The organism is Ruegeria sp. E5 (assembly GCF_056534105.1).
The window spans coordinates 666,740-688,084 of sequence record NZ_JBQFPA010000002.1; the positions used below are offsets into that span (position 1 = coordinate 666,740).

A 21,345-nucleotide genomic window follows, 5' to 3' on the forward strand; every position below is an offset into this window, starting at 1 on the left:
GGAGCGGCTGCGTTCTTAATGCGGCTTAACCCGCTATCGTCAGATGTATTGCTCAATCACCGCTTCAACATCACAGCGATTGATGCCCAGTTCTGACAGATCGGAATCAGAAAGCCGGTTCAGTTCCTGGGCGGCACAAACGATATCCGCCCTGATCGCGTGTATTCTCATCGCCCGGTCAAACAGCATCAATGCGCTTTTTGAAGGGGGTTGTTTCGGGATTGGGTTGGCATCCAGCATACTTGTTACCTCAGCAAAATTTAAAATGGACCGATTTCCGTTCAGCGCCGGAAAGGCTTAAACGCCGTTCAGATAGGGTATGTTCTGATAGACGTTCCGATATACGCGCCGCCTGATCTCACCACGCGGAATGCCGATATCAAAAAGCTGACGATCGCTGAGTTCTTCAAGCGCCCGGATCGTGTTCTTGTAGACCTTGCGGCGCTGCCATCCTGACTTTGGCACTGTTTGGTTCACAAGTTGGCCAATAAGCAGATCCCGATGATCTGCTCGGGTTGCATTGACATGTGCCATGACGGTTCCTCCTAGATTCATCGCTGTGTTTGATGAACCTGATCAAAGAACTCGACATTAACCCCGACGGAAGGCCGCATTAATTTTGCTTCATACGCTAGGATAAGCTGACCCGTCGCCAGATCACCGACTACATCAGATCGTTTTCAACGTCCTCGGCTGAAATTCCCAGCGCATCCAAACCGTTTTCCAGATGGTCCGACAAATGCGGTGTTCCGATCAGATAATCCGCGCAAGGCGTCGAGGCTTCGGACTTAGCCGTCGCAATCGCTTCGGCCAAATCCTCGGCAAAAAAGCTTTCTCGACCGATCCACATGACGGCTACCAGCTCTGCTTGCTCATCCTCACCCATACGGTCGATGAATGCGCGCAATTCGCCCTCGGCCCGGTCCAGTTCACGCCCCATCATGGCGACCTGGGCGATCTTTCTTGCCGAGATTTCCAACATCTGTCTCAACTCCTCGTGTTCGCGGTCCAGGCATTTCTGCACGATCCCGCAGGTGACCGTCTTTGATCTTGCGCAAAGCGGAGGGCTTTAGTGCCGCGACCGGGATACAGGCTGATCGGGAACCGGCGCGGTACGAAACGGGCTGAACCGCGCCCGTTTGAACCACAGCTTCACCGCCTGCCAGTGGATCAGAAACACCGCCCGACGCGCGCCGAACGGACGCCGCCAGAGAGACTGAAAAATGATCCGGTTGCTGTACGGCTGGCGCGGACCGGTCAGCGTGGCAATCAAACCGCCTCGGGCACGCCCATAATCGATCCAGACACCAACACGTTCGTCCTGATAGTCAAAGCGGAAGGTATAGGTGCCCTCGATCTTCTGAAACGGAGAGACATGCATCAGCTTGTCCGCAAGTATCCGATCGGTAGGTGCAATCGATGAAAGATCGGGTTTGTGGCACAAGTAGCTATGGCGTGTGCCATAAGTGTTGGTCACCTCGGCCACCACAGCATAAAGCTGGTTATCTTTATCAAAACAGAACCAGAAACTGACCGGATTGAACACATGCCCCAACACACGGGGTTGTGTCAGCAAGGTCATCCTGTCCGGTTGTGGAATATCTTGCGCCTCAAAGCATTCACGCAGCCAGATCGCCCCGCGACCCTGACCAGGTTCACCCCCATGATCGCAATCTTGCCAGCTTGTCAGGTTCGCGCCATTGATCGAAAACAGGGATGGGGTCTTGGGGTGGGCCTCGGGGTCTAGCAAGATGTAATCGACGGAATAGCGAAACGCATTCTCGACCGCACCTTTGCGCCCGTGAAAGGTATGGCCCGCGATATAGTCAATTCTGTTCATAAAACAGATTTCCCGTCCTGCCCGCAAATCATTCAATTGACATGCATTTCCGCATATCTGGTATCTCACAATACGATATTCAGCCGGTTTTGGATGAAATTTATCCAACCGACTGATCCACCTTGGGTGTCCCCACGTATTGTGGTTATGTTTACCGAGACTGACACCGCGACATTGGACGAACCGGCGGCAGAAGCTGCTGGAAGAATTGTTTGGCGCGGACCTAAGCGTTTTAAGGGCAACTCGGTGAACGGACAGAATAATACTTGCGGCGCCAGAAAGGATTGGGTGGAACACGTCCGTCGAATCCGAGACGCTCAGGATCAGGCGGCCTTCGCCGAACTGTTTCAGCATTTCGCGCCTCGTATCAAGGCGTTCCTGATCAAGTCCGGTTCGGATGCCGCCCTGGCTGAAGAATGCGCGCAGGAAGTCATGGCGACCTTGTGGCACAAAGCGCATCTGTTTGACCCGACAAGGGCAACGGTTGCGACCTGGGTGTTCACGATCGCAAGGAACAAGCGCATTGACGTATTGCGCAAGCAACGCCGCCCCGAACCCGAAGACCTCGGGTGGGGGCCGGAGGCGGAGCCGGAACAGGAAGACGTTCTAGCGCTGCAACAGGAAACCGCGCAGCTGCGTGATGCCATGGCGGCATTACCTGAGGCGCAAAGACAGCTGATCGAGAAGGCCTACTTCGGAGATCTGAGCCATCGAGAAATCGCATCTCAGACCGGGTTGCCCTTGGGAACGATCAAATCACGGATACGGCTGGCGCTGGACCGCTTGCGCCACGCGATGAACTGAGATGACGAGCATGAAAAACGAGATTAAACATCACCTGACAGACGACCTGCTGATGGCCTATGCCGCAGGCAATCTGCCCGAAGCGTTTGACCTGATGGTCGCAACGCATCTGTCTCTGTGCGACCACTGCCGCGCCCGCGCTGAAAGCTTTGACGCAGTTGGCGGATGCGTTTTGCAGGAACAAGATGCGTCAGCAAGCATGAGTGACGGTTCACTGGCGGCAACAATGGCATTGATTGCTCAGGGCGCACCAAAGGTGAAACCCGCGCACCCGTCTTGTGCAGTTCTTCCGACACCGCTGCAGGACTATGTCGGCGGCGACGTGAACGCGATCAAATGGAAGCCCGTCGGCATGGGTGTCAAACAGGCAATCCTGCCCACGACCAGCGAAGCCACCGCCCGGTTGTTGTTTATCCCCGCCGGGGCAGCAGTGCCGGATCACAGCCATAAAGGCATAGAACTGACGATGGTCCTGCAGGGTGCATTCTCTGACGAGATCGACCGCTTCGACCGCGGCGATGTCGAAATCGCTGACCAGTCTATCCATCATACCCCCACGGCAGATATCTCTGAAGACTGCATTTGCCTGGCCGTCACTGATGCTCCACTGAAGTTCAGCAAGCTGATGCCACGCCTGTTCCAGCCATTCCTTCGAATCTGACCCGTCGTGGTAGGGTTGTTTATCGACGCTAACTAAATCGGGGTTTTCAATGTTCTTAAGGATGGCAGTCACAGCGCTTTTGCTGACTTTTGGAGCCAGCGTTTCCGCACAGATGTCCGCAGACGTTAAATTCCAACCGGGCAATTTCGGCACGATGGTGAATGGGACTGTCACCGGCGACGAATATTTCGACTATAAACTCGGAGCCAAGGCTGGGCAGGAGATGTTCGCCGACCTTAAGGTCAGTGACACCAATGGCAACGGCGTGATCTATTTCAACATCTTGCCGCCGGATAGCGACGGCGTCGCAATTTACAACGGCTCAATCGATGGAAATACCGCCCGGATCGAGCTTCCCGATGATGGCGACTACACCATACGTGTTTATCTGATGGGTAACGATCGCGACACAGGCAAGACGGTTGGTTACAATTTGGACCTGTCGATCCAATAACGCTTACCCTTCGGTTTTGCCCAGCGGCACGACGTTTGTTTGGTCATCCGGCGCAAGCTCTTCGAAATCGAAATTATCCAACCGTTGCGCCCGGCGACCCGCCTTTTCCGCGCTGATCTTGATTTCCGAGATATCCTTTGCAGCCTGCCCGAAATGACGGTCGAGGTTCGACACCCGGTCGCCTAAACGTTCCACATCCTTATGCAGCAGCCCCAATTCCTTGCGGATCGCACCGGCCTGTTCGCGCATGCGCGCATCTTTAAGGATCGCCCGCATGGTGTTCAGCGTCGCCATGCAAGTTGTGGGTGAAACGATCCAAACGCGTTTCGAGAAACTCTCTTGCACCAATTCAGGGAACTTGGCGTGCAGCTCGGCATAGACTGCCTCAGAGGGCAGAAACATCAGCGCCCCATCTGCAGTTTCACCGTCCAGAATGTACTTCTCGGCAATATCGTTGATGTGCTTACGCACGGTACTGCGGAACATTTGTACCGCTGCTTTCAGCTCCATATCATTGGTCGATCCGATCAGTGCCTCATAGGCTTCCAGCGGGAACTTACTGTCGATCACGATCGGTCCGGGAGGGTTCGGCAGGTTGATCAGGCAATCAGCGCGCCGTCCGTTCGATAACGTGGCCTGCAGCAGAAAACTATCTGATGGCAGCGCCTTCGAAACGATATCGTTCAGCTGAATTTCCCCGAAAGCCCCGCGCGTCTGCTTATTCGACAGAATATCCTGCAATGACAGCACGTCGCCTGAAAGCTTGGTGATATTGTCCTGCGCCTTGTCGATGGCTGCCAGACGTTCCTGCAATTGCGTCAGCGAGGTCGCCGTCTGTTTCGACGAACCATGCAGCGATTCCTTCATCCGCTCCTGCATCTCAGCCAGAGCGCGCGCCGATTTCATCGCGTTATCGGCCAGCCGGTCATTCATCTGCTGTTGCACCGATGACAGGCGGGATTCAACGGTCTGGATCACCTGCACCTGCGCGTTGGCCTGCGTGTCCGAGACATGCTGTAGGCCACCCCGCAGTTGTTCCTGCCCCTGGCCCAGTTGCTGCACATGCTGCCCAAGGTGCGCCATCTGCCGGGCCAGCGGCTCCGCCATCCGAGCTGAACGCTGTGACGCTCGAAGTGACAGAAACAGAAGCAGCAGAATCAACACCACCACCCCGCCTGCAATCAGGATGATAGGGTCATTCAACGCATATTGGGTGCCAGCAATCTCGATCATATCGCCTCAGATGTTCTTGTTTTATTCTTCATAGCCCGAGCGGGCCAGCGGATCAACTGCGGCCGAACAGGCGTTCGATATCGCTCAGCTTCAGTTCCACATAAGTTGGCCGCCCGTGGTTGCACTGCCCGGAATGGGGCGTCGCCTCCATCTCACGCAGCAGGGCATTCATCTCTTCGGCCCGCATCCGACGGCCAGACCGAACCGAGCCATGGCAGGCCACGCGGCTCAGGATCGCCTCGATCCGCGCTTGCACCATCTGGCTTTCGCCCTGATCGGAGAGCTCATCAAGGATGTCGAGGATCATCGCGCGGGCATCGACCTCGCCAAGAATGGCCGGAGTTTCGCGCACGGCGATTGCCCCGCCACCAAAGGGTTCGATGGTCAATCCAAAGCGCGACAGGTCCTCTGCAACGGCCATCAGACGTGTGCAGTCACCGTCTGTCAGTTCGACGATTTCGGGGATCAACAACGCTTGTGCGGCAACGCCATTTTCGGCCATCTGGGACTTGAGCTTTTCGTAAACCAGCCGTTCATGTGCGGCGTGTTGATCCACGATCACCATGCCGTCTGCCGTTTGGGCGATGATGTAATTCTCGTGCACCTGCCCGCGCGCCGCCCCCAAGGGCAGGTCTTGCAGCTCATCCACCGGTGCAATTTCGGGCACAGGTTCCATGATGCGTCCGCTATAGTCCTGCGACAGTTCCGCAAAGCCTGGAGACTGCGCCCGATAGGCCGCCTCACGCGCCGCGGGTGACGGGCGATCCATTTGATACACCCGCGCCGGGGTTGCAGGTGCCGGCTCGGGCCGCATCGCACCCAAGGTTGCGTTGGCCACGGTCGAAGATGCCCGGTGCCCGGCCTCGGCCAACGCGTGACGCAGGCTGGACACGATCAAGCCACGCGCGAGGCCGGGATCGCGGAACCGAACCTCGGATTTTGCCGGATGTACATTCACATCCACCAGCGTTGGATCGCAATCTATGAACAGCGCCGCCGCCGGATGCCGGTCGCGGCTGAGGAAATCGAAATAGGCCGCTCGCAGCGCACCGGTCAGCATCTTGTCCCGCACGGGTCGCCCATTGACGAACAGATACTGCGCCACTGCAGCCCCGCGCGAATAGGTCGGCAGCGCGGCATAGCCATAAAGCCTGAGCCCTTCGCGTGTGGCATCGATCTGCAAAGCATTCTCAGCGAACTCACGGCCAAGAACGCGCGCCAATCGGGCATGCAGCGCATCAAACAGATCGCCATTCTCGCGGTCGGCGCGGAAGGTCACGCGCCCCTCTCCCCAGCCCGAGACATCGCGCAGGGTGAACGCGACCGAAGGCTCGGCCATCGCCAAACGTTTCACAATGTCTGAAATCGCCTGCGCCTCGGCCCGGTCCGTGCGCATGAACTTCAGCCGTGCCGGGGTGGCGTAAAACAGGTCTCGCAACTCAACCACAGTCCCAGCGCGCAAGGCTGCTGGCTTCACTGCATCCATTTTGCCACCGGACACCTGGATCGAGGCCGCATCAGCACCCGAGACACGGCTGGTGATGGTCAAACGCCCGACAGCCCCCAGCGAGGGCAGTGCTTCACCGCGAAATCCAAAGGTGTGGATATTCAACAGGTCGGAGCCGTCGATCTTCGATGTCGCATGGCGCGACAGCGCCAGTGGCAAATCCCCGGCTGCGATCCCACACCCATCATCTGTGACACGAATCAGGGTCTTGCCGCCATCCGCGACCTCAATGGCGATGCGTGTGGCCCCGGCATCGATGGCGTTTTCGACCAGTTCCTTGACGGCAGAAGCAGGCCGTTCCACGACTTCACCCGCCGCGATCCGGTTGATCGCTGCGTCATCCAGCTGGCGGATTACCGGACGATCGTCGCTGATATTGGGGTTAGCATACACCATACCGCTAGACCTAGCATAGGCACACGCGATTCGACCACCGGTTTGAATTGTGAAGAGCGGGTTTTAAACGAGGTATCCGGCCAGTTTGACCGCGCCGTTAAGGGGGTAGCGACTAAGGTCAAAACTGGCCGGATATACCAGAGTGAGTGGTGGTCTTGTGGTTTCCAATTGAAAGTTTGGTATCACCGAAAATGGAATAAATCTTGTTAAGAATTCGTGATTGTTTCCACTTGGCGAAGTTCAGCCGAAACTGCGTGATAGGCGTTGGCGTGAATACGCCAAGTCAAGCCTGACTGGGCGCTCCGCTGCGGGTTCGGCATGGGCCAAAAGCAGCGGTCAGCGCCAGAATCAGGCCTGATATCGTGGCGATCATTCCAGCGGCGCTGACAGCATCCGCAGCCCCCAACCACAATGGGCCATAGCCCGCTAAAACATAACCGGACACGGCGGAAAGGGTTGCGAACAGGACACTCCAGACGATCTGGACTTCCAACCGGTTGGTCATCATCCGTGCCGCAGCTGGCGGGCAGATGAACATTGCAATCACGATGATCGACCCCACTGCATCAAATGCCGCGACAGCAGCAATCGCAGCTATGATCACCAGCGCCATCCCTAACGCACCAGTGCGGATACCAATTGTGCGCGCAAAGCCTTCATCGAAGGTTGATATCTTGAGCGGTCGCCAGAACAACCACGTGAACAGCAAGACCCCCGTCAGTGTCAGCGCAATGCGCGGCAATTCAGGTGGCAACCCTGCCAATGCCTGTAGATCCAGCAGCGATGACCAGTCCGTTGCATCCAGCCAGATCAAGCTTTCCAGATTGCCGTAAAGCGCATGTTCAACGTCCAAATGGACGGTCGAAGTGTCAGTCTGCTCAAGCAGTAGGACACCACCGGCGAACATGGTCGTGAATACGACACCCATCGCTGCCCCCGGCTCGATCTGACCCAATCGCCGGATCGCTTCGATCATAACCACGGCGACCACAGCAGCCCCTGCTGCGCCAAGCATCATCGGCCATGTTGAAATTGCGCCTGTCAGCAGAAACGCGACGACAATACCGGGCAACACCACATGGCTGATCGCGTCGCCAATCAGCGCCTGTTTGCGCAGCACCAGAAAGTTGCCGGGCAGAGCGCATGCGATGGCCGCGAATGTCCCAATCAACAAAGGCGTCAGCGACAGGGGTACGAACTCTTCTCCGCTCATGGCGTGACCTCCTGCGGGCCGCCGATACGACGATCAATCTCGGCGATCTGATCGCGAGTCAGCACGGTCTCGATATCGCGCAGCCCATCGTACAGCGCCGCAGTGGCCTCATGCGCCTGATCCGCGCGGACGATCTCCCACCGCTTTTCGTCTCGTAGGGCCTTGGCCGCACGCGCCCTCCCTTCCTCTGTTGCAACTCCATCGGCGCGCACAAGGCCGGTGCGGCGTAACAGGCGAATGGTTAGGGGTTCATAGATTTGCTGCCCCTGCGCCAGTGCCAGCAGTCCCTGCCGAATGTGCACTCGACGCTGGAACCGAAGGTGGCTGAGAATAGCTGCCAACACGCCCCGAACCGGCGCGAACAGGAGCGACAGGGCAAAGAACCCAAAACTGACCAGAACGATGATCGGTCCGGTCGGCAGGTTCGGAGCCGAGGCCGAAATACCTGCCCCCAGAAACCCTGCAAGACCTCCGGCCAAACCGGCCAGAACGACCACGCGGTCGGATCGCTCCGTCCAGAACCGCGCTGTCACAGGCGGGATGATCAGCAGAGCAACAATCAGGATCAGACCAACGATCTTTAGCCCGACCACGGTCACCGCCATCACGAGCCCCATCATCGCCAGATCAATCCGATGCACGGGCAACCCGCGCGCAGCGGCATATTCGGGATCGAAGGCGACCATCGTCATTGGGCGGCGGATGATCATCACCAGTACCAACGTTGCCGCGCCACCGATCGCGATGACCAGAGCATCAGCCCATAGCATCCCAGCAGTAGAACCCAGCAAGAATCCTTCCAATCCTGCCTGGCGTCCAACCCCCATGGTTTGAATAACGGTCAGCAGTACGACACCAAAACCGAAGAACACCGATAACACTGCGCCGATCGCTGCATCTTCTGCCAAACGTGTGCGACTGGTCAGCCAGTTCATACAGAGCAAACCAACCCATGCAGATATTGCCGAACCTGCAAGCAGTCCGATCAAATTCCGACCATCACCACCGAAAGCCACCAGCACCATGAAGGCAAGGCAAACGCCCGGTAGGGTCGCGTGGCTGATGGCATCGCTAACCAGCGCGCGTTTACGCAGGAATAAGAACGTGCCCGTCACACCTGCCGAAACGCCCAGTAACGTCGCACCAATGGCAACCAGCGTGGCGTTATAGCCAAGCTGTAAGGTCAAAGCCTCCCAAAGCATGCTTACCCCAGCGCGCGCGAAATCTGATCGATCTGGGCCGTTGCAAGACGTCCGCCATAAGCGGCTTGCAGCGTTTCAGCGGTAAAGGCCTGCTCCACCGGTCCCTCGGCCACTTTGCGGGTGTTGATCAGGAACACATGATCGAAATAGTCGGTGACCGTGGCCAGATCGTGATGCACTACAACAACGGTCTTGCCAGCCTCTTTCAACGATTTCAGCACGGCGATGATCGCCTTTTCAGTCGCGGCGTCCACGCCTGCAAAAGGTTCGTCCAACAAATACATGTCGGCATCCTGCGCCAAAGCGCGCGCAAGAAAGACCCTCTGTTGCTGACCACCAGAAAGCTGCCCGATCTGACGGTCGGCAAATTCCCGCATCCCGACACGGTGCAGACAGTCCATGGCACGGGCGGTATGGCGGGCACGAACCCGACCCAGCAGGCCCAATTGACGCGACAAGCCCATCAGCACCACATCAATCACGCGCGTCGGGAAATCCCAGTCCACGCTGGCGCGCTGCGGTACATAGGCGATGCGTGCCCGCTGGTCCTCGAGCGGCTGACCAAACACGGTCACCTGACCCGACAACGGAGACACGATCCCCAAAGCAGCCTTTAGCAAGGTTGATTTGCCAGCCCCATTTGGCCCGATAATCGCCGTCATGGCGCCGGGCTGCACCGTCATATCGACCGAGAAAACCGCTGGCTTCTGACCGTATGAGACTGTCAGACCACGAATGGCGAGAGGGCAAAGATCGATGTCCTGCCCGTCGACAGAAACGCCCTGAACTGTTGCGAGTTCAATCATGGTTTAAAACCCCGCCGACAGTTTGCCGTTCATGCCACGTTCGGGAACATCCGCGCCCAGCGCGCCGGCGATAACGGTAATGTTGTGATCAAGCATGCCGATATAAGTACCCTCATATGTGCCCGGCTCGCCCATCGCGTCGGAATACAGCTCTCCGCCGACACCCACTTTGTGACCTTCGGCCGAAGCACCCTCGATCAAGGCACGCATGGATCGATCTGAAACGGAACTCTCCACAAACACGGCGTTCAGCTGACGCTCTACCAGAGTTTCGACCAACTCACCGATCCGGTTCAACCCTGCCTCGGATTGGGTTGAGATGCCCTGAATACCCAGCACCTCATAGCCATATTCATCACCGAAATAGCCAAATGCATCATGCGCAGTCACCAACACGCGGTTGTTTTCGGGAACGGCCGCCAAAACCTGCTTGCCATAGGCGGCCAGCAGATCGATCTCAGCCAGAAAAACTTGTGCGTTGGCTGCGAACTCATCTGCCGCTTCGGGCCGGGCTTCGGTCAGAGCTTCCTGCACTTCGATCACGACATCGCGCCACAGAACCGGGCTCATCCAGACATGCGGGTCAAATTTGTCAGCGTAATCGTCATGGGCGCGCAGTTTCGATGTGTCGATGCCATCCGCCACGGCAACCACTGTCCGCTTGCGGCCCAGATCGTCAAAGAAACCTTCCATCTGAGCCTCTAGATAGAGCCCGTGCCACAGCACTAGATCAGCGCGGGTCATCGCAACAATATCGGTGCGGGTCTGGCGATAGGCGTGCGGGTCGACACCGGGTCCCATCAAGCCCTTCACGTCGACCTGTTCACCGCCGACCTGGCGCGCAGCATCTGCAATCATGCCGGTGGTGGCGACGACTTTCAGCGGCGCTTGAGCGATTGCGGCGACGGGCCACACAAACACGAGAGCCAATGCCGTAAGTAGCGATCGACGAATCATTTCAGACTCCGAACGGTTATCCTGTTAAGTCAAAATATGAGAACCATTCGCAACTAAGTCAATGCAAATGCGAATTACTCGCAAGAAAACGACTATATTTGTCCATTTGGTCAAAAATTTGCCCTTTACGACGCTGGCACACCTTCCCTTTCGCTGCGACCCATGCGATTTTGACGCGAACCTCCAAAAGGACGGAATAATGGAAACGCAGAGCTCAGAAAGCACCGTGCGCACCCCGCATCTGCCGCAAGTGACCGAGCCCCGGAACCCAGGAATGGATCTGGATCTGGATTGGGTGCGGGCCGTGCAGGCCAACACTTCGGCCATCGAGCGCCGCGCAGCGACGCTGCCCGGTCGGCGGTCGGTGAAAAAAGAATACCAGGCCGCATGGCTGCTCAAAGCGATCACAATGATCGACCTGACCACTCTGTCGGGCGATGACACGGTTGGGCGGGTTCGTCGCCTGTGCGCAAAGGCTCGTCAACCTGTCGCGTCTTCAGTTCTGCAGGCGCTGGACATGCCGCCGATCACAACCGGAGCGGTGTGTGTCTACCATGACATGATCGAAACGGCTGTGGACGCATTGGAAGGCACTGGTATTCCGGTTGCGGCGGTATCCACTGGCTTCCCGGCCGGGCTCTCTCCGTTGCATCTGCGTGTGGCAGAGATCGAAGAAAGCGTGAAGGCCGGAGCCGAGGAGATCGACATCGTCATCTCGCGCCGTCATGTGCTGTCTGGCGACTGGCAGGCCCTGTATGATGAGATGAAGGCCTTCCGCATCGCCTGCGGCGATGCACATGTCAAAGCCATTTTGGCGACCGGAGAGCTGGGCAGCCTGCGCAACGTCGCCCGTGCTTCGCTGGTGTGCATGATGGCAGGGGCAGACTTCATCAAGACCTCGACCGGCAAAGAAAGCGTCAACGCCACCTTGCCTGTGTCGTTGGTAATGATCCGAGCCATTCGCGACTATTATGACCGCACCGGCTATCGCGTAGGCTACAAGCCTGCGGGTGGGATTTCGAAAGCCAAGGATGCGCTGGTCTATCTGTCGCTGATCAAGGACGAGCTGGGCGACCGCTGGCTGGAGCCGGATCTGTTTCGCTTTGGCGCCTCATCACTGCTGGGCGATATCGAGCGGCAGTTGGAACACTATGTCACCGGCGCTTACTCTGCCGGTTACCGTCACTCCATGGGCTGAGGACAAAAACAATGACAGTCAAAGAGATTTTCGAGACCATGGACTACGGCCCTGCCCCCGAAAGCGCAGCCGAGGCACTGGCCTGGCTGGTCGATCAGGGCGACAAGTTCGGCCACTACATCGATGGCGCGTTTACCAAACCCGGCAAAGGATTCGACAGCCGCAACCCAGCAACCGGAGAGGTTCTGGCCAAGCTGACACAAGCCAAACAGGCTGACGTGGACGCCGCCGTTTCTGCGGCGCGCAAGGCGCAGCCGAAATGGGAGAAGCTGGGCGGAGCCGGTCGTGCGCGCTACCTCTACGCGATTGCGCGCCTGCTGCAGAAGCACTCGCGTTTGTTTGCTGTGCTCGAAAGCCTCGACAACGGTAAGCCGATCCGAGAATCCCGCGACATCGACATCCCCCTGGCACAGCGGCATTTCTACTATCACGCCGGCATGGCGCAGTTGATGGAAAGCGAATTGCCCGATGCCGAAGCACTGGGTGTTTGCGGCCAGATCATCCCGTGGAACTTCCCGCTGCTGATGATGGCGTGGAAGATCGCGCCTGCAATCGCAATGGGCAACACGGTGGTTCTGAAGCCGGCCGAGTACACCTCGTTGACCGCGCTGCTGTTTGCCGACATCTGCATGCAGGCCGGGTTGCCGAAAGGCGTGGTCAACATCGTCACAGGTGATGGTGCCGTTGGTGAGATGATCGTGTCTTCGGACGTCGACAAAATCGCCTTTACCGGCTCGACCGTCGTGGGCCGTCGCATCCGTGAAGCGACCGCTGGCTCTGGCAAGGAACTGACGTTGGAACTGGGCGGCAAGTCCGCCTACATCGTCTTTGACGACGCCGATATTGATTCAGCGATCGAAGGCTTGGTCGACGCGATCTGGTTCAACCAGGGCCAGGTCTGCTGTGCGGGCTCGCGCCTTCTGGTGCAGGAGGGTATCGCTGATCGCTTCCACGACAAATTGCGTGCCCGTATGGACAAGCTGCGCATCGGCGATCCGCTGGACAAGTGCATCGACGTGGGTGCGGTTGTGGACCCCGTGCAGTTACAGACCATCAAGGGCATGGTCGAAAGCAACACGGTTGGGCATGTTCATCAGGCGGCCTGTGAGCTGCCCTCGAATGGCTGCTACTATCCACCAACTTTGATTTCAGGACTCGAAACCTCCGATCCGCTGATGCAGGAAGAAATCTTTGGCCCGGTTCTGGTTTCTTCGACCTTCCGCACCCCGGAAGAAGCGGTCGAGTTGGCCAACAACACCCGCTACGGGCTGGCCGCGACTGTGTGGACCGAGAACGTGAACCTCGCGCTGGATATCGCGCCCAAGCTGGTTGCGGGCGTGGTCTGGGTGAACGCAACTAACCTGTTCGACGCTGCTGCCGGGTTCGGCGGTGTACGCGAAAGCGGCTTTGGCCGTGAAGGCGGTTGGGAAGGGCTGACGGCCTATACCAAGCCCAAAGCCAAGGCCAAACCGCTGGCGAAGATTGAGGCGGCAATGGGCGAAGGCGCTCCAGTCGATCCTATTGACCGCACCGCCAAGATGTATGTCGGCGGTAAGCAGGCGCGGCCCGATGGCGGCTATTCGAAACCCGTCTGGGGCAAATCCGGCCTACTTGGCCATGTGGGTCTGGCCAACCGTAAGGACGTGCGCAACGCGGTTGAGGCTGCAGCGGGTGCAAAAGGCTGGTCCAAGACCACCGGCCATCTGCGGGCTCAGATTCTGTATTACATCGGTGAAAACCTCTCGGCACGTGCGGGTGAGTTCGCTGCTCGTATTGATGCGATGACCGGTAAGAAAGACGGCGCGAAAGAGGTTGAGGCCTCGATCCAGCGACTGTTCACCGCCGCCGCCTGGGCGGACAAGTATGATGGTCAAGTACATGGTGTTCCGATCCGGGGCGTCGCCATTGCCATGAAAGAGCCGGTTGGCGTTATCGGCGCCCTGTGTGCGGACGAAGCACCCCTGTTGGGTCTAGTTTCGGCCATGGCGCCAGCGATAGCGATGGGCAACCGGGTGGTTCTGGCGGCAAGTGAGCCCTACCCGCTGGCAGCAACGGATTTTTACCAGATCCTAGAAACCTCGGACGTGCCCGCCGGTGTGGTCAACATCCTGACCGGCAGCCACGCAGAGCTGGCAAAGCCGCTGGCCTCGCATCTGAACGTGGATGCGGTCTGGTCGTTCTCGTCCACCGATCTGTCTAAAGAGATCGAGGTCGTCTCGGCCGGAAATCTGAAGCGGACTTGGGTCAATAACGCGACGGCATTTGACTGGAGCGTGGACCATTCGCGCCGCTTCCTGCAGGCTGCGACCGAAGTGAAAAACATCTGGGTGCCCTACGGAGAGTAAGGCCCCCGTACCACCGGAGGCCTAAATGGATTTTTCAAGTAAGACCGTCATCGTCGTTGGTGGCACCAGCGGTATCAATCGCGGCATTGCCGAGGCCTTTGCGGCCTCGGGTGCTAATCTGGCTGTCGCCAGCCGGTCGCAGGAAAAGGTCGATGATACCGTGGCTGCGTTGAAAGCAGCAGGCGCATCCGACGCGATCGGCGCGGCGTTCGACGTTCGCAATCCAGAGGCCGTAGCCGAAGGCCTTAAGCAATTCCACGACGCTTTTGGAGATTTCGATGTCCTGATTTCTGGTGCTGCCGGCAACTTCCCAGCGCTGGCATCTGAAATGTCGGTCAATGCATTCAAGGCGGTCATAGATATCGATCTGATGGGCACGATCCACGTCATGAAAGGGGCCTACCCCTATCTCAAACGTCCCGGTGCCAGCATTATCAACATTTCGGCCCCGCAATCCTATCTGCCTTACGAAGGGCAGGCCCATGTTTGCGCCGCCAAGGCGGGCGTTGATCAGATCACCCGAACCCTTTCAATGGAATGGGGCGTCGAAGGGATTCGCGTGAATTCGGTCGTTCCGGGTTTTATCGAAGGAACCGAAGGCGCAAAACGGCTGGCCCCTACCGAAAATGCCCATGAAGAGCTGCGTCGGGACGTCCCGCTGGGTCGCTGGGGTCAACCCCAGGATGTGGCAAATGCCTGCCTATTCCTTAGCTCTGATATGGCGAGCTATATCAGCGGAACAGTCATGGCCGTTGACGGGGCTTTGTATCAGCGCGGCTCGGGCAAGTTTGGCCAGATGATGGGTCAGATGCTGCGCGCAGCGAAAAAGGGCCAGGCTTAGGTTAGAACACAGGAATCCGATTGGTGGCAAACTTTTCAGTCGCTGGGCTTTATTTCCAACCTACCAAATTCAAGAGCTTCTGAAATAGATACCCGCTGCTAACAAAAGCGATGTCAGCGTACCGGCCACCACGTAAAGTGCGAAAGCGCTGAGCAGAGATTGACCGACAATCAAAGCGGCAGCAAAGGTTAACAACCCTGCAAGTATTCCCAATCCCATTATCGCAACTATCATGGTGCCGCTATCCGTCCCAAGCCTCGTCTCAGGAGATGTTGATCTTCTGAACCCCATCTCCGCTCCCGACTAACATAGAATTCTCGACATTTCTGGCCAAAGTATGGCCAAGGCGAGTTAACGATTACTTAAGGCGGAGAATTGCCGATCTTCTGTCTGGCGCTGCGCCCTGCAAGAGGTCACAAACTCGTTGTTTTCGCCAGTGGTTCGCATCACCCACTGCCGTCAATTCCAAGAAAAATTATTCAATAACAACGAATAATCCTGTTCGGCAGCGGGTAGATGGACGACGTCAGCCGTCCACCCCTTCCGGTTTGCCGACGATGGTGAAATGCAGACTCTCGGGGTCCAGCAGTTCAGACGCCACCCGGTTCACATCCTCCAAGGTCACTGCATTCACCTTGTCGTTGCGAGTCGCAATGTAGTCGATAGGCAGATTTTCCATCTGCATCCCGACCATGATTCCGGCAATCTGGCCATTGCCGTCAAAACGCAGCGGATAGGCCCCGGTCAAATAGGTCTTGGCGTCATCCAATTCTTTCTGCGTCACACCTTCCGCAGCCGCGCGCGCCCATTCCTGTCGGATCACCTCGACCGCTTCGGCGATACGGTCATTGGCAGATGAGACCGAGCCCAGATACACCGACGCCAGATCCTTGGGCACCAGATAGGTCGCCACACCGTAGGTCAGGCCACGTTTCTCACGTACTTCCTGCATCAGGCGACTTTCGAATCCGCCGCCGCCCAGAATGTGATTCAGGATATAGGCCGCAAAGAAATCGGGATCGTCGCGATCAATGCCACTTTGCCCGAACAGGGCGACGGATTGCGGAGTGTTGAAGTCCACTACGCTGACACCGCCGTCAATGGTGACCTTCGCCTTGTCTGGAATGGGTTTCCCGGTTGCTGGCAGATCCAACAGCAATTTGTCCAACAGAACGCCCAGCTCTTCTGCCGTGATGTCGCCAACAGCCCCAACATACAGTCTGTCCTTGGCAAAGACATTGTCGTAGGCAGCGACGATATCGTCGCGGGTCAGGCTTGAAACGCTTTCAATCGTACCTTTACCGTCCGACGCATAAGGATGATCCCCATATGCCATTTCAGCAAAGCTGCGTCCGGCAATATCGCTTGGATCAGTCTGGTCGGACTTCAGACCCGAAATCACCTGAGCGCGCACCCGATCGATCGCATCCTCATCGAAACGCGGTTCATGAATTGTGGTCTGCAGCAAATCAATCACTTCATCCCGGTTCTCAGTCAGGAACCGCGCCGAAATGGAGACCGTATCATCTGTTGCCCTGTAGCTGAAGGATGCAGCCAGAGATTCAAGTTCGCGTGCATAGGTGCGGGCATCCATGTCGCCGGCGCCTTCCTCAATCAGGCCGCTCATCAGATAAACCGCGCCGCGTTTATCGGGATCATCCAGCGACGTTCCTCCACGAAACCGCAGTTCCAGCGCAGTGAAGGGGATCGAATGATCTTGGACCAGCCAAGCGGTAATACCACCGGGCGAGGTTACCTCTTTGATCTTAATCTCGGCCCAGGCGGGAAGGGCAATGATCAGCGCAATCAGCGTTGCGGCAAACCGTTTCATTGTGTCACCTCATCGTCACGCATCAACCAGCCAGTGACCGAGGTTTCAGGTTGCAGCACCTCACGGGCAGCCGCGATGATCTCGTCACCCGTCACAGCCTGCAGGATGTCGGGCCAGGCCTGCACATCTTCGACCGTCAACCCGCTGGTCAACGCACGACCATAGCGGTTTCCAATACCGTCCACGTTATCGCGCGCATAGGTCTGCGCGGCGCGGAGCTGCATCTTAATGCGCTCCAGGTCTTCATCCTTGACACCTTCCGCGATGAAATCCGCAACGGCCTGATCCATGGCATCCTCCGCATCCTGAAGCGAAACGCCCTCAGCCGGCACAACGATCAGATCAAAGGTCGTGTCATCCAATGAGACCCCCTTGTAGAACGCACCGGTATAGACCACCTTCTGCTGCTCAAATTGCAGCTTTTCATTCAGATATGAGGTTGTGCTTCCTCCCAGCAATTCCGCCAAAAGAAACAGGGCAGCGGCCTTCTCCTGCTCACCGGCGTCCCGTTCAGGGGCCAGATAGCTGCGCTGCACGTAGGGTTGTGCCACACGCGCATCCTTGAAGGTCAGGCGACGTTCGGCAGTCTGGGGTGGTTCTTGCGAGCGTACCCGCTCGGGCAAATCAGGGTTGGCTGGGATAACACCGTAGTACTGATCGGCCAACGCCCTGACTTCGTCGGGGTCAACATCTCCGGTGACGACCAATATGGCGTTATTGGGTGCATAATGGGTCTGGTAGAAGGACAGGGCGTCGTCCATATCCAACGCCTCCATCTCGTGGCGCCAGCCGATAATCGGCGCTCCGTAACGGTGGTTCAAATATTGCGCTGCATTCATCTGTTCTCCGAACAGAGCGCGTGGATTGTTTTCGGTCCGCTGATTACGCTCTTCCAGAACCACGTCGCGTTCGGTGATGATATCATTCTCGGTCAGGCGGATGTTGCGCATACGATCTGCCTCCATCCGCATCATCAGTTCCAGCCGGTCAGCGGCGACGCGCTGAAAATAGGCGGTGTAGTCGTAAGAAGTGAAAGCGTTGTCATTGCCGCCATTGGCCGCGACAGTGGCTGACAACTCGCCCGCTTCCATTGTGTCGGTGGCTTTGAACAGCAGATGTTCCAGGAAATGTGCAACGCCAGAGGATCCGATCGGTTCATCGGCGGATCCGGCCCGGTACCAGACCATATGCTGAACAACAGGCGCGCGATGATCCTCGACCACCACGACGTCCATGCCGTTTTCAAGCGTAAATGTGGTGACAGCCTCTTGCCCCTCTTTCGCGAACAAGGGGGTGGCGGCGATCAGGGCAGCCGACAGTGCCAGGGCCCGAACCATGGGGCATCCTCCGTTTCATTTCTGATATTCAAACTACGGTGGTGCCGCCGGGGTTCAAGGCCAATGACGGAAAGTTAAGAAGAATTCATTCCAGCGGCGGGGCCGACGGCGTTTCGATCCCACGACGACGCGCCGCTTCATTGGTCGCGTTCGCATCGATTGACTGACGTTCATAGACCTGCGAGTACCGATCAACCGGGAACAGGCGCAGGCGGGTCCAGCGACCGCGATTTTTGCGGAAAGCCGCATCCTCTTCGGCCGTTACCTGACGCGTATTGGCAGGAACGCCATATCTGCTTGAGGCCGTCACAAGCGCCGCATCGCTGGCCGGTATTGCGGTATTCGGGTTCAGCGCTGCCTCACTACCACCCAGCGCCACAACGGCATCCGCTTTGGGGTTAGGATCGGTCAGGTTTGCACCGCCGGGAGTCGGCGCTGGAAGAAAGGCGTAGTCCTTGGGCTGGGTCAGCGGCTTGACGGGCAATACCGAAAATTCATCCGGCCCCGCTCCGGGCGGATCAAGATTGCGCAAACCAATATCGGAACAGCCCGCAACGACAACGGCGAGTGTCAGAACAAGAATGGCGCGTGGCATACGCATCAGTGTCTCCAGCCAGTTTCAGGCGCTTTTATCGCATATCGTCCGGCAGGTCACGAGGGCTTTTTGCCATCGAACAGGACCAATCCCAAAGCTCCCGCAAATATGAACACATCCGCCAGATTGAACACAAAAGGGTTGCTGATCCCGCAGCAGGACATGTTCAAAAAGTCGAGAACATAGCCGTAAAGCACCCGGTCCACGACATTTCCCAGCGCACCGCCGATCAGGAGACCCCCGCAGAATTGTTGAAGCTTCGTAGGAGCGATGCGGCCCAGCCAGATCAGGACGCCCAGGCAGATCGCCACGGAAACCCCGATCAACACCCAGCGGGCGGCCTCACCGTCGCCCTGAAATAGGCCAAAATTGATGCCGCGATTCTCGCCGTATCTGAAAACCAGAAGCGGTGGCAGCACGTCGATATCGCCCTGCGCCACGCGCATTACGTGGACGACCAGATACTTACTGATCTGGTCGATCAAAAACGCCGCCAATCCGGCCCAAAGGATGAACGAACCGCGCATCAGTGACGGAAATGCCGCATGCCGGTGAAGACCATGGCCAGACCGGCCTCATCCGCCGCCGCGATCACTTCATCATCACGCATCGAACCGCCGGGCTGAATAACGCATGTTGCGCCTGCCTCGGCGGCCTCCATAAGCCCATCGGGGAAGGGGAAGAATGCATCAGAAGCTACGGCCGAACCGATGGTCAGCGGCTGGGGCAAGCCCAGCGCATCAGCCATACGCTCGGCTTTCTTTGCCGCGATCAGTGCCGAGTCAACGCGGCTCATCTGCCCCGCGCCGACACCCACGGTCGCGCCGTCTTTGACATAGACGATGGCGTTGGATTTGACATGTTTCGCCACTTTCCACGCGAACAGCAGGTCGCGCATCTGCTCCTCAGATGGCGCTTTTTTGGTGACCACCTTCAAATCATCCATACCAACAAAGCCGTTATCCTTGTCCTGCACCAGCAGGCCACCGGCCACCTGTCGCACAGTTTTACCACCGGCGGTCACATCCGGCAGAGCTTCGGTCGTCAGCAGGCGCAGGTTCTTCTTGGCGGCGAAGATCGCCTTGGCCTCGTCTGACGCCCCCGGAGCGATCACAACCTCGGTGAAAATCCCCGTGATCTCCTGCGCGGTTTCCGCGTCCAGCGGTTGATTCAACGCCACGATACCGCCGAATGCCGACGTCCTGTCGCAGTCGAACGCGGCTTTATAGGCCTCAAGCAACGTCGCACCTTTCGCTACACCACACGGATTGGCATGCTTGATAATCGCACAAGCTGCCCCTTCGGCCGGGTCGAACTCGGCCACCAGCTCAAAGGCGGCATCGGTATCGTTGATGTTGTTATAGCTCAGTTCCTTGCCCTGATGCTGTACCGCCGTCGCCACGCCCGGACGACCCGAGCCATCTACATAGAACGCTGCCGACTGGTGGCTATTCTCGCCATAGCGCAGGGTCTGTTTCAGCTCACCGGCAAAGGCGCGGCGTTTGGGGGCCTCAAGCTCCAGCGCATCGGCCATCCAGTTGGACACGGCTGTGTCATAGGCGGCAGTGCGGGCATAGGCCTTTTGCGCCAGCCACTGACGGAAGCCCAGAGAAGTCTTACCGTAATTCTCTTCCAGCTGATCCAGCAGCGACGAGTAATCTTCGACATCCACAACCACGTTTACAAAGGCATGGTTCTTGGATGCCGCCCGGATCATGGCTGGGCCGCCGATATCGATGTTCTCGATACACTCATCATAGGCAGCGCCCTTGGCCACGGTCGCTTCAAATGGGTAGAGATTTACCACAAGCAGGTCGATTGCGCCGATACCATGTTCGTTCATCGCGGCGACATGGGTGTCATTATCGCGCAGAGCCAGCAGCCCGCCATGGACCATCGGGTGCAGCGTTTTGACCCGGCCATCCATCATCTCGGGGAAGCCGGTGATCTCGCTGACATCTTTCACCTCCAACCCCGCATCGCGTAGCGCCTTCGCGGTACCGCCGGTCGAAAGCAGTTCAACCCCGCGTTCGGCCAACGCCGTTCCCAGCTCGATCAGCCCGGTTTTGTCGGAAACGGAAAGCAACGCGCGGCGCACGGGGTGAAGGTCGGTCATGGGTCCAAA

At 57.8% G+C, this 21,345-nt stretch carries 22 protein-coding genes; 6 read left to right on the forward strand and 16 right to left on the reverse strand.

Going from position 1 to position 21,345, the window contains the following annotated elements; translation table 11 throughout:
* Positions 1 to 39: 39 nt before the first annotated feature.
* From ACR0BI_RS11120 to ACR0BI_RS11135, 4 genes are all read right to left on the reverse strand, one after another.
* A complete protein-coding gene (locus ACR0BI_RS11120) occupies positions 40 to 240 on the reverse strand; it encodes a DUF1127 domain-containing protein (RefSeq protein WP_480561986.1) in 201 nt (66 codons plus the stop codon).
* A gap of 57 nt (positions 241 to 297) precedes the next feature.
* The gene (locus tag ACR0BI_RS11125; RefSeq protein ID WP_480561984.1) at positions 298 to 534 is read right to left on the reverse strand and encodes a DUF1127 domain-containing protein; all 237 of its coding nucleotides are present in this window, start codon (positions 532 to 534) and stop codon (positions 298 to 300) included.
* Between the two features lie 130 nt (positions 535 to 664).
* Positions 665 to 982, reverse strand: coding sequence for a DUF3775 domain-containing protein (locus tag ACR0BI_RS11130; protein ID WP_170408475.1), 318 nt, complete (start codon positions 980 to 982; stop codon positions 665 to 667).
* 87 nt (positions 983 to 1,069) lie between these two features.
* Positions 1,070 to 1,840: a DUF1365 domain-containing protein gene (locus ACR0BI_RS11135; RefSeq protein WP_170598437.1), complete on the reverse strand. Its 771-nt coding sequence runs from the start codon at positions 1,838 to 1,840 to the stop codon at positions 1,070 to 1,072.
* A 147-nt stretch (positions 1,841 to 1,987) separates the two neighbouring features.
* On the opposite strand from ACR0BI_RS11135, the gene ACR0BI_RS11140 reads away from it, so the two are divergent.
* The 3 genes from ACR0BI_RS11140 (at position 1,988) to ACR0BI_RS11150 (ending at position 3,759) form a co-directional block, all read left to right on the forward strand.
* Positions 1,988 to 2,644 (forward strand): sigma-70 family RNA polymerase sigma factor, encoded by a 657-nt coding sequence (locus ACR0BI_RS11140; protein WP_170408600.1) that lies wholly within the window; start codon positions 1,988 to 1,990, stop codon positions 2,642 to 2,644.
* A 10-nt stretch (positions 2,645 to 2,654) separates the two neighbouring features.
* Complete coding sequence (locus ACR0BI_RS11145; protein WP_170408477.1) at positions 2,655 to 3,305, forward strand: ChrR family anti-sigma-E factor; 651 nt, start codon at positions 2,655 to 2,657, stop codon at positions 3,303 to 3,305.
* A gap of 112 nt (positions 3,306 to 3,417) precedes the next feature.
* Positions 3,418 to 3,759: a hypothetical protein gene (locus tag ACR0BI_RS11150; protein WP_255611950.1), complete on the forward strand. Its 342-nt coding sequence runs from the start codon at positions 3,418 to 3,420 to the stop codon at positions 3,757 to 3,759.
* 3 nt (positions 3,760 to 3,762) lie between these two features.
* On the opposite strand, the gene ACR0BI_RS11155 is transcribed toward ACR0BI_RS11150, so the two are convergent.
* The 6 genes from ACR0BI_RS11155 to ACR0BI_RS11180 all read right to left on the reverse strand — a co-directional run bounded on the left by ACR0BI_RS11155 (position 3,763) and on the right by ACR0BI_RS11180 (position 11,073).
* A complete protein-coding gene (locus ACR0BI_RS11155; RefSeq protein ID WP_170394608.1) occupies positions 3,763 to 4,992 on the reverse strand; it encodes a DNA recombination protein RmuC in 1,230 nt (409 codons plus the stop codon).
* A 52-nt stretch (positions 4,993 to 5,044) separates the two neighbouring features.
* A complete protein-coding gene (mutL, locus tag ACR0BI_RS11160; protein ID WP_480561982.1) occupies positions 5,045 to 6,895 on the reverse strand; it encodes a DNA mismatch repair endonuclease MutL in 1,851 nt (616 codons plus the stop codon).
* 283 nt (positions 6,896 to 7,178) lie between these two features.
* Complete coding sequence (locus ACR0BI_RS11165) at positions 7,179 to 8,108, reverse strand: metal ABC transporter permease (RefSeq protein ID WP_170426196.1); 930 nt, start codon at positions 8,106 to 8,108, stop codon at positions 7,179 to 7,181.
* Complete coding sequence (locus ACR0BI_RS11170; protein ID WP_480561980.1) at positions 8,105 to 9,310, reverse strand: metal ABC transporter permease; 1,206 nt, start codon at positions 9,308 to 9,310, stop codon at positions 8,105 to 8,107. Before ACR0BI_RS11170 ends, ACR0BI_RS11165 begins: the two co-directional genes overlap by 4 nt.
* 2 nt (positions 9,311 to 9,312) lie before the next feature.
* The gene (locus ACR0BI_RS11175; RefSeq protein WP_480561978.1) at positions 9,313 to 10,116 is read right to left on the reverse strand and encodes a metal ABC transporter ATP-binding protein; all 804 of its coding nucleotides are present in this window, start codon (positions 10,114 to 10,116) and stop codon (positions 9,313 to 9,315) included.
* A 3-nt stretch (positions 10,117 to 10,119) separates the two neighbouring features.
* The gene (locus ACR0BI_RS11180; RefSeq protein WP_170426190.1) at positions 10,120 to 11,073 is read right to left on the reverse strand and encodes a metal ABC transporter solute-binding protein, Zn/Mn family; all 954 of its coding nucleotides are present in this window, start codon (positions 11,071 to 11,073) and stop codon (positions 10,120 to 10,122) included.
* A gap of 199 nt (positions 11,074 to 11,272) precedes the next feature.
* Between ACR0BI_RS11180 and deoC the strand changes: the two genes are divergently transcribed.
* The 3 genes from deoC to ACR0BI_RS11195 are packed head-to-tail and all read left to right on the forward strand — an operon-like array spanning position 11,273 to position 15,457.
* Positions 11,273 to 12,271, forward strand: coding sequence for a deoxyribose-phosphate aldolase (gene deoC / locus ACR0BI_RS11185; RefSeq protein WP_480561976.1), 999 nt, complete (start codon positions 11,273 to 11,275; stop codon positions 12,269 to 12,271).
* Positions 12,272 to 12,282: 11 nt separating this feature from the next.
* Entirely contained in the window at positions 12,283 to 14,616 is a 2,334-nt protein-coding gene (locus tag ACR0BI_RS11190; RefSeq protein WP_480561974.1) for an aldehyde dehydrogenase family protein, read from the forward strand.
* A 25-nt stretch (positions 14,617 to 14,641) separates the two neighbouring features.
* Positions 14,642 to 15,457 (forward strand): SDR family oxidoreductase, encoded by an 816-nt coding sequence (locus tag ACR0BI_RS11195; protein ID WP_480561972.1) that lies wholly within the window; start codon positions 14,642 to 14,644, stop codon positions 15,455 to 15,457.
* Between the two features lie 69 nt (positions 15,458 to 15,526).
* On the opposite strand, the gene ACR0BI_RS11200 is transcribed toward ACR0BI_RS11195, so the two are convergent.
* The 6 genes from ACR0BI_RS11200 to purH all read right to left on the reverse strand — a co-directional run bounded on the left by ACR0BI_RS11200 (position 15,527) and on the right by purH (position 21,336).
* Positions 15,527 to 15,676: a hypothetical protein gene (locus tag ACR0BI_RS11200; protein WP_170426181.1), complete on the reverse strand. Its 150-nt coding sequence runs from the start codon at positions 15,674 to 15,676 to the stop codon at positions 15,527 to 15,529.
* A gap of 307 nt (positions 15,677 to 15,983) precedes the next feature.
* Positions 15,984 to 17,288: a M16 family metallopeptidase gene (locus tag ACR0BI_RS11205; RefSeq protein WP_170426179.1), complete on the reverse strand. Its 1,305-nt coding sequence runs from the start codon at positions 17,286 to 17,288 to the stop codon at positions 15,984 to 15,986.
* The gene (locus tag ACR0BI_RS11210) at positions 17,285 to 18,625 is read right to left on the reverse strand and encodes a M16 family metallopeptidase (RefSeq protein ID WP_170513933.1); all 1,341 of its coding nucleotides are present in this window, start codon (positions 18,623 to 18,625) and stop codon (positions 17,285 to 17,287) included. The genes ACR0BI_RS11205 and ACR0BI_RS11210 overlap by 4 nt, the downstream gene beginning before the upstream one ends.
* Before the next feature lie 85 nt (positions 18,626 to 18,710).
* Complete coding sequence (locus ACR0BI_RS11215; protein ID WP_170466572.1) at positions 18,711 to 19,226, reverse strand: DUF3035 domain-containing protein; 516 nt, start codon at positions 19,224 to 19,226, stop codon at positions 18,711 to 18,713.
* 50 nt (positions 19,227 to 19,276) lie between these two features.
* Positions 19,277 to 19,747, reverse strand: a complete 471-nt coding sequence (gene lspA / locus ACR0BI_RS11220; protein WP_170566969.1) for a signal peptidase II — start codon at positions 19,745 to 19,747, stop codon at positions 19,277 to 19,279.
* Positions 19,747 to 21,336: a bifunctional phosphoribosylaminoimidazolecarboxamide formyltransferase/IMP cyclohydrolase gene (purH, locus tag ACR0BI_RS11225; protein ID WP_170394650.1), complete on the reverse strand. Its 1,590-nt coding sequence runs from the start codon at positions 21,334 to 21,336 to the stop codon at positions 19,747 to 19,749. Before purH ends, lspA begins: the two co-directional genes overlap by 1 nt.
* Positions 21,337 to 21,345: the final 9 nt, after the last annotated feature.